Genomic DNA, 7,874 nt, shown 5'->3' with positions numbered 1-7,874 from the left:
CGGGGGGCGCGGCCGGGTCTCCGCGGGCCGCCCCCCCCCGCCCCCCCCCCCCCCCCCCCCCCCCCCCCCCCCCACCCCCTTGCGACACCGTGCAGACTGCTCAAACCGGACACTTGCGGCTCAAAAAGTGTCCTTTGTGGACAGTCGCCGCGCGGCCGGCCCTCGTCGGTCAGCGCGGACCCAGGCCGCAAAGGGAGCGCGGCACGCCATATTTGACTTGCCCCTCAATAACCCTCATTACCACTCACGACCTCGGCCAGGATCATATCTAATAGCTATAAACCGGACACCGCGCGGTCGGAAACTGTCCCTTGTGGACACTCAGTGGCGCTTAGACGTCTGCGGCACGCCACGTTTGACTTACCCCTCAATAGAGCCAACCACGTCTTAGGTGGATACTGCCCCGGCGGTTTCGCGTGACTGGATGGACGACACGCGTGATCGGGTGGACGACTCGCGGTGGCGCCCTAGCCGCGGTCGTGTCGTCCGTCCAATCACGCGTGTCGTCCGCCGGATCACGTGTGTCGTCCATCCAGTCACGCGAGATCGCCGGTGCCGGCCTCGCGAACGCGCCATAAATGCGTTGCGCGAGGGGCCACCCGATCGCATCCTTCTCCCCATGACTTCGACCCGCACCTTCCTGCCGCCGTCCACCGTCGTCCGACGGGTGCGGGTGCAGCAGCAGGCCGGGTCCTGGCGGAGGCCGACACCACTCCTGCCGTGAGCGCCGCGCTCGTCGCGGGCCTGCTCGCCGGGTATGGCATCGCCATCCCGGTGGGCGCGGTCGCGACCTATCTCGTGGTACTGACGGCCCGGTCGGGGCTCAGGATCGGTGCGTACGCCGCGCTGGGGGTCGCCACGGCCGACGGGCTTTACGCCCTGGTTGCGGTCCTCGGCGGCGGCTCGCTGATCCCGGTCATCGAACCGATCGCCGTGCCGCTGCGCTGGGTTTCGGTGGTGGTGTTGCTCGGGCTGGCCGTCCACATCGGACTCACCGGGGTCCGGAACTTCCGTGCCTCCGCGAAAGCCGAGGTGACCGACCCGGTCGCGATCGGACCGGTGAAGGCTTACGCGAGCCTCCTCGGGATCACCCTGCTGAACCCGACGACGGTGGTCTACTTCGCGGCGCTCGTGCTCGGCAGCGAGGACATGGCCGCGGCGAGCGGAGCGGATCACGTGGTCTTCGTGCTCGCGGCGTTCGCGGCCTCGGCCAGCTGGCAACTGTTCCTCGCGGGCGGCGGCGCCATGCTCGGCAAGGCCTTGACCGGACGTCGTGGACGGCTGGTGACCGCGCTCGCGTCCAGCGCGCTCATCACCGTGCTCGGCCTCCGCCTGCTTTGGTGACGGCTGGAATCGAGGACCGTGGTTGTCCGCATGGGTTGCGAGGCTGTCCGCATGACCGAAACCCAGGAACGCCTCGCTTCCCTCCACGCCTACCTCGCCTACAGCGACGCCCCGAAGGCGCTTCGCTGGCTTGAACGCGCCTTCGGCTTCGAGACCGTCGCGGAGTTCGCCGACGACAAAGGCTTGATCCTGCATGCGGAACTGCGGCTCGGCGGAGTCGGGATCGTCGTGTTCAGTGCGGAAGAGGACTACGACCGCCCGGCCCGCAAGGGCGAAACCGTCGGCCACGGCCTCTATGTGAGTCTTCCGACGCAGGAGGCCGTGGACGCCATCTTCGCCTCCGCGGTCGAAGCCGGCGCTACGCCGGTCTGGGAACCGACGGATACCGAATGGGGCAACTACCGTTGCCGCGTCGACGATCTCGAAGGCTACGAATGGACCTTCGGCACGTACATCTTCGGAGCCCCGCAGAGCTAAAGCAACCGCGCGAACCACTCGCGAGTGCGGCGAAGCAGATCCAGCTGATGTTCCCGTTCGGAGATCCTATGCCCTTCGCCGGGATACACGACGAGGTCGTGTTCGACGCCGAAGTGGCGTAGCGCGCGGTGGAAGAATTCCGCCTGGGACAACGGGACGTTGGTGTCGTCCGCACCGTGCACGATCAGCACGGGGGTCTCGACCTTCGACGCGAAGGAGATCGGGCTGAGCTGATCGTGCCGGTGCGGGCCGCCCCCTTCCCAGCCGGTACTTCCGCCGAGCGCGGCTTCGAACGGGCCGAGCTCGCCGGTCGCGGCTTGCATGCCCCAGTCACAGATACCGGCGCCCATCAACGCCGCCTTGAACCGCCTGGTCCGGCCCACGGCCCAGGCCGCCACGAACCCGCCGTGGCTCCAGCCCGCGATGCCGAGCCGCTCCGGATCGGCCACCCCTTCGGCGACGAGGAGATCGATCCCGGTTTCGAGATCGCTCCATTCCTCCAGCCCGACCCGTCCCGCGACGGCGGCGGCGAATTCGTGTCCATGCCCTTGTCCCCCACGGGCATTCGGCAGGAAGACCGCGTGCCCCGCCAGTGCGAGCCATTGCGCGGACGGAAACCAGCCGAGCCGGAAGCCGTCCGCGTAGCGGTCGTACGGTCCGCCGTGCGGCAAGGTGATCAGGGAGAACGGGCCGTCGGCCCGGGTCTTTCCCGGTGGCAGAACGAGCAGCCCGTCCAGCACAAGTCCATCGGAAGCCTTGTAGGACAAGCGTTCCTGCGATCCCCAAGAAATACCGGCGAATTCCGGAGCCATATCGCTCACCCGTGTCAAGGGTTCGCCGATCGGTCCACAGTGGACATCATTCGGGCGGTGAGCGGTGCTCAGCACGACGGCCACGATCTCGCCATTCGAGGCCAGCGCGTCGGCTTGCCCGCGCCACAACGACACTTCGCCGTCACCGAGCCGATGGAGGGCCGTGTCGAGACCGTCGGCGACGAGCATCAGCGGAGCGCCGGAATCGACCTGCGCGAGCCTGATCGGGCAGGTCGATTCCGGGGTCAGGTTCCGGTGCTCCCCCGTTTCCACGGGCACGTCGAAGACCGCCCAGCCACCCACCATCTCCGGGGTCGCGAGATACGTGACGTGCCAGTCGTCGCCGTCCCGCCACCAGACGGGGCTCGTGGCCTCGACCGCGGTTTGCCCGAGGTCGCGCCGTTCTCCGGTTTCCAGGTCCAGCACGGAAAGCCGGGGTTCGAGCCCGCCGGGATCGAGTTCCGGGGTCGGCCACGTCACCACGGCGAGCGCCTTGCCGTCCTGACGGCGGGCGACGTCGACCACGTGGTCTTCGAGCAGTGTCGTGATCTCACCGGTTCGAGGGTCGAAGCTCCGCAACCGTGCCGGGCGGAGGCTTTCACTCCAGACCCGGACTGCAGGAGCGGGCGTCTCGTCCTCGGCGATGAACACGATCCGGTCGCGCAGCGGAAGAAACGCGGTGATCTCGCTCCGCCAGGCGAACAGCGGCCCGTCCTCCGTGTGAATCAGCCCGTCCCGGAGGAAGTAGAGGGAATCAGGCGACCACCGGGGCGAGGTCCCCTCGGCCAGCTTCCGCGGCTTTTCCTCGCCGTCCACGGCCGCCAGCCAGATCTCGGGGGCGCCCTTCGCGATGGTCGCGACCTGATAGGCGATCCACCGCCCGTCCGGGGAGAGCGCGGGTTCCGACGGGACACGGCTGTCGACGATCAGCTCAGCGGTCAGCATGTGTTCATACTGCCGACAAAGCCTTCCCCAGCGCATCGAGCCAGTCGCCCGTGCCCTGCTCCCGCCATGCCGGTTCTTCGAGTCCGTCGAGGTAGGTGGCCTGCTCGATCAACGTCAGCCGGGTGCCGCCTTCCTCGGCTTCGAGCAGGATCGTCGTGAGCGACACGGTCGCCAGGACGTCGTCCGCGGAGAGCCTCCCCGCGTAGACGATCCGCTCGTTTTCCGCGATGTCCTCGTAGCGCGCCTCGAAGACCATCCGCTTGCCGTCGGCGGGGCCGGTGATGGCCTCGCGGCCGCCGACGCGGAAGTCCAGCGAATGTCCGCCACCCGGCACGGTGATCCAACCGGCTTTCGCGGCCGGATCCGACCAAGCGGCGAAAACGCGTTCGGGCGCAACGGGGTAGACGCGCTCCAGGGTGAAAGTGGCGTGTTTGACGGTCATGACCTGTTCCCTTCGTCGGAGTCCAGAAAGCCACCAAGGCGATCGAGCCGGTGTTCCCAGCCGGTGCGCTGTCCGCCGAGCCAGTCCTCGGCCATCCGCAGCCCGTCCGGTTCGAGATGGCAGGTGCGGACACGCCCCGCCTTCTCCGACCGGACGAGCCCGCTCGCCTCCAGCACCTGGAGGTGCTGCATCACGGCGGGCAGCGACATCGACAACGGCTGCGCGAGCTCCCCCACCGAGGCGGGTCCCCGGGTGAGGCGCTCGATCATTTCGCGGCGCGTCCCGTCGGAGAGCGCCTTGAACACCTGGTCCATCCGTTGGTTAGGCACATGCTTAACTATCCGCCCACGCCAAGCGATAGTCAAGTAGATGCTTAACTTTCCGCGGTCATACCTTCGACAAGCAGCCACTGCGACGCCAGGTACGAGGTCAGCACGAAGGTTTCGAGGTTGACCCGCACCCGCTCGCTGGTGACGAAGTTACGGCGGATCAGGATCGCCAGATCCGACGCGGAAAACAGCAGTGCACCGGCGGCGATCCAGGTCCGGCGGTCACGCGAGGGGACCACCATTCCGCCCGAGACCTTGGCCTTCGGCGCCAGCACCGGGTCCGCCGCGAGGGTCGACGTCGTGCTCAGCAGGCCTCCGTAGACCGAAAGCACCGAAGACACCGGAGACGGCTTCGGCAACGCCATCGCGACCGCGGCCGCCGCCCACGCCGCCAGCCGGGGCGGCGCGGTCGCCGCGCGCGGACGAGCACCGCGACGCCACAACAGCGCGGAGTACAGCACCTGCATCACGCCGAAGGAAGTCGCGCCCTTGATCAGCTGACCGTCCTCGTCGGACCTGCCCATGAAGTGGTCGCCCGCCCCGGCGGCGATCAACGCGGCGACGAGCAGCCCCTTCTCCCCCGGCGCGAGCCCCCGCGAGCGCGCGACCCGGGCGGCGAGCACCGGGACCGCGGCCGGCTTGGTCGCCAGCTGCAGCTTCCGATTGCCTGTCCTCGCGGAGTACACCGTGCCGATCGCGGCGGCGCCGAACAGCAGCCGTTCGGCGAACTTGAGGGTCTTCACTAACCACCTCCGGAACTTATTTCTGGGTAAGTTACCAGGAGGTCAGTCACTTTCAGACGGCTTCGCGGAAGGTGTTCCGATACGCACTCGGCGAGACCCCGAGCGCCGCCTGCAGATGCTGGCGCAGTGACGCGGCGGTGCCGAAACCCGCCTCGGTGGCGACCTTGTCGACCGGCAGATCGGTCTCTTCGAGCAGCTGACGGGCCCGCTCGATCCGCTGCTGGGTGAGCCACTGCAACGCCGAGATCCCGACCTCGTCGCGGAACCGCCGCGTGAACGTTCTCGTGCTCATCGCCTCTTTCGCCGCCAGCTCGCGCAGCGTCAGCGGCCGGTCGAGGTTCTCCAGCGCCCAGGCCCGCGCCGCCGCCGTCGACGAGGACTGCGGCTCCGGCACCGGCCGCCGGATGAACTGCGCCTGCCCGCCCTCGCGATGCGGCGAGACGACCGTTCCGCGCGCGACCTCGTTCGCGACCGCGGCACCGTGATCGCAGCGGATCATGTGCAGGCAGAGGTCGATCCCGGACGCGACGCCCGCCGCGGTCAGCACGTTCCCGTCGTCGGTGTAGAGCACGTTCGGATCGAGGGCGACCTTCGGGAACTTCGCCTGGAAGTCCAGCGCCGAACGCCAGTGCGTGGTCGCCTTCCGGCCGTCGAGCAGGCCGGCGGCGGCGAGTACGAAGGCACCCGTGCAGATCGACGCGATCCTGGCCTCCGGCCGGATCAGCTCCAGCGCCCGCGCGAGCGGTTCGGTGAGGTCGTGTCCCGAGGGTTCGTATTCGGTGGACGATGCCGGGATGACGACGGTGTCGGCCTCGGCCAGCACCTCCGGGCCGAGCGCGACCGAGACAGTGACGTCGGCGTCGGTCCGGATCTGCCCTGGTTCCGGCGTGCAGGTGACGACTTCGTAGAGCGGCTCGCCGTCGGCCGACTTGGCCGTGCCGAACAGCCGGGTGACGATGCCCAGCTCCATCACCAGCATTCCGTGCCGGACCAGCACGGCGACCCGATGACGGCCGGGATGCGCGAAAAAGCCCATGGCTCGATTCTTGCACATATTGTCCATCGGGCCACTCGCCTCGGCGGCCGGACCGCGCGACGGTGGGACCATGAACGTGCTGTGGATCTTCGCCCATCCGGAACCCCGTTCCCTCGGCGGCTCGCTGCGCGACGAGGGGTTGCGCACCCTCCGCGCGCAGGGCGCCGACGTCCGGGAATCCGATCTGTACGCGATGAAATGGAAGCCCGTCGTCGACGCCGACGACTTCGGGCGGGCCGCTTCGACGGAGCGGCTCATCGTCGGTTCGACGTCGAAGGACGCCTTCCAGAGCGGCGAGCTCGGCGAGGACATCCGCGCCGAGCACGAAAAGCTGGCGTGGGCGGACGCCGTGATCATCCAATTCCCGTTGTGGTGGTACGGAATGCCCGCGATCCTCAAGGGCTGGTTCGACCGCGTCTTCGTCAAGGGTTTCGCCTATGGCGTCCGACGCCCCGACGGCCGGACGGCGCGCTACGGCGAAGGTGCGCTGGCCGGGAAACGCGCCATGGTCGTGCTGACCGCGGGCGCGCCGGAGGCCACCATCGGGCCGCGTGGCGTGAACGGCGAGATCGGCGACCTGCTGTTCCCGCTGCAGCACGGAACCCTGTGGTACGCGGGCATGTCCGTCCTCCCGCCGCTGACGATCTGCGGCGCCGACCGCGTTTCGCCCGAGCAGTACGAGGCTGCCGCGGAGTCGCTGCGCGAACGGCTGCGGACACTGTCCACACAGGACCCGATCCCGTTCCGTCACCAGAACGGCAGCGACTACGACGACGCCCTTGTCCTGCGCGACGACCTGGCTCCCGGCCGGAACGGGCTCGGCGTCCACCTCGACGTTTGACCCGAGTATCACGTTGCGGTTATATTTCCTTTAAGGCACATTAGGAGGTGACCGTGAACGCTCGCGCCCGGTTGGAAACCGTCGGAGAACGTCCGGCGCTGCGGATAGAACGCCGTCTCGCGCATCGGCCGGAACGCGTCTGGCGGGCGATCACCGAACCGTCGGAGCTCGCGAAATGGTTCCCCGCGGCGGTCACCGTCGACCTGCGCCCGGGCGGGACCATCGAGTTCACCTTCGAAGGCGAAGAGACGCCGACAGTCGGCGAAGTCCTCGAAGCCGACGAACCTCGCGTCTTCGCGTTCAGCTGGAACGACGACGTCCTGCGCTGGGAGATCACGCCGGAGGGTGACGGCAGCCGTCTCCTGTTCACGCATACGTTCGGCCGAGGCGAGCCCGCCATCGCCAGGATCGCCGCGGGCCGCACGGCCGCCGGTTGGGACAGCTGCCTCGTCGCGCTGGCCGCCTTGCTGGACGGCGAGGATCACGAGCCGCCGCGGGACTGGGTCGGCCCGATCGAGGCCTACACCGAGGAGTTCGGGCTCGCCGAGGGCGAAGTCCTGGAAACCGGCGACGGCAAGGTGATCCGCTTCCGCCGCGATCTGATCTGGAAACCGCTCGACGAGGTCTGGGCTCTTCTCGCGTCCGAAAGGGCCTCGGGGACGGTCACCCGCGAAGAACCGCCGCGGCTGCTGGAGCTCAGCCTGCCGCGCGGCGGCGTCGTCCGCTGGGAGTTCAGCCACTCCGAACTCGACGGCACCATGGTCGAGCTGACCCAGACCGTCCCCGCCGGCCAGGACGACGTCGTGCCCGAAGCGCTGCGAAGCTGGCGCGAGAAGCTGAAAGAGTTCTTCGCGGCGGTTCACCGGAGCTGAGCTCCACCCTGGGGTTGACCTCCGGCGGACGGA

Annotated in this window: 9 protein-coding genes; 4 read left to right on the top strand and 5 right to left on the bottom strand. The window is 68.5% G+C overall.

Annotated elements, in window-relative coordinates:
* The first annotated feature begins 720 nt into the window (after positions 1–720).
* On the top strand, positions 721–1,344 hold the full coding sequence (locus ACIRGA_RS19010; protein ID WP_400942667.1) for a LysE/ArgO family amino acid transporter: 624 nt from the start codon (positions 721–723) through the stop codon (positions 1,342–1,344).
* 51 nt (positions 1,345–1,395) lie between these two features.
* Positions 1,396–1,821, top strand: coding sequence for a VOC family protein (locus ACIRGA_RS19005; RefSeq protein WP_400942666.1), 426 nt, complete (start codon positions 1,396–1,398; stop codon positions 1,819–1,821).
* Here the strand turns inward: ACIRGA_RS19005 and ACIRGA_RS19000 are convergent.
* From ACIRGA_RS19000 to ACIRGA_RS18980, 5 genes are read right to left on the bottom strand one after another with little or no spacing between them, the layout of a single operon-like run.
* The gene (locus ACIRGA_RS19000; protein ID WP_400942664.1) at positions 1,818–3,578 is read right to left on the bottom strand and encodes a prolyl oligopeptidase family serine peptidase; all 1,761 of its coding nucleotides are present in this window, start codon (positions 3,576–3,578) and stop codon (positions 1,818–1,820) included. The two genes, ACIRGA_RS19005 and ACIRGA_RS19000, sit on opposite strands and share 4 nt — an antisense overlap.
* A gap of 4 nt (positions 3,579–3,582) precedes the next feature.
* Positions 3,583–4,020 (bottom strand): SRPBCC family protein, encoded by a 438-nt coding sequence (locus ACIRGA_RS18995; RefSeq protein ID WP_400942662.1) that lies wholly within the window; start codon positions 4,018–4,020, stop codon positions 3,583–3,585.
* A complete protein-coding gene (locus ACIRGA_RS18990; RefSeq protein ID WP_240601514.1) occupies positions 4,017–4,334 on the bottom strand; it encodes a helix-turn-helix transcriptional regulator in 318 nt (105 codons plus the stop codon). Before ACIRGA_RS18990 ends, ACIRGA_RS18995 begins: the two co-directional genes overlap by 4 nt.
* A gap of 59 nt (positions 4,335–4,393) precedes the next feature.
* Positions 4,394–5,092, bottom strand: a complete 699-nt coding sequence (locus tag ACIRGA_RS18985; protein WP_400942661.1) for a lysoplasmalogenase family protein — start codon at positions 5,090–5,092, stop codon at positions 4,394–4,396.
* A 52-nt stretch (positions 5,093–5,144) separates the two neighbouring features.
* On the bottom strand, positions 5,145–6,155 hold the full coding sequence (locus tag ACIRGA_RS18980) for a GlxA family transcriptional regulator (protein ID WP_400942771.1): 1,011 nt from the start codon (positions 6,153–6,155) through the stop codon (positions 5,145–5,147).
* Positions 6,156–6,198: 43 nt separating this feature from the next.
* Between ACIRGA_RS18980 and ACIRGA_RS18975 the strand changes: the two genes are divergently transcribed.
* A complete protein-coding gene (locus ACIRGA_RS18975; protein ID WP_400942660.1) occupies positions 6,199–6,969 on the top strand; it encodes an NAD(P)H-dependent oxidoreductase in 771 nt (256 codons plus the stop codon).
* A gap of 53 nt (positions 6,970–7,022) precedes the next feature.
* Entirely contained in the window at positions 7,023–7,841 is an 819-nt protein-coding gene (locus ACIRGA_RS18970) for an SRPBCC family protein (RefSeq protein WP_400942659.1), read from the top strand.
* Positions 7,842–7,874: the final 33 nt, after the last annotated feature.

This window comes from Amycolatopsis sp. NPDC102389 (genome assembly GCF_044765885.1).
Taxonomy (GTDB): domain Bacteria; phylum Actinomycetota; class Actinomycetes; order Mycobacteriales; family Pseudonocardiaceae; genus Amycolatopsis.
This window is presented reverse-complemented; position numbering and strand designations above follow the sequence as displayed.

Bases quoted from the DNA above. Each gene is read 5' to 3' on its own strand.
- ACIRGA_RS19005 (WP_400942666.1), top strand. From the start codon at position 1,396: ATGACCGAAACCCAGGAACGCCTCGCTTCCCTCCACGCCTACCTCGCC.
- ACIRGA_RS18975 (WP_400942660.1), top strand. From the start codon at position 6,199: ATGAACGTGCTGTGGATCTTCGCCCATCCGGAACCCCGTTCCCTCGGC.
- ACIRGA_RS19000 (WP_400942664.1), bottom strand. From the start codon at position 3,578: ATGCTGACCGCTGAGCTGATCGTCGACAGCCGTGTCCCGTCGGAACCC.
- ACIRGA_RS18995 (WP_400942662.1), bottom strand. From the start codon at position 4,020: ATGACCGTCAAACACGCCACTTTCACCCTGGAGCGCGTCTACCCCGTT.
- ACIRGA_RS18980 (WP_400942771.1), bottom strand. From the start codon at position 6,155: ATGGACAATATGTGCAAGAATCGAGCCATGGGCTTTTTCGCGCATCCC.
- ACIRGA_RS18990 (WP_240601514.1), bottom strand. From the start codon at position 4,334: ATGGACCAGGTGTTCAAGGCGCTCTCCGACGGGACGCGCCGCGAAATG.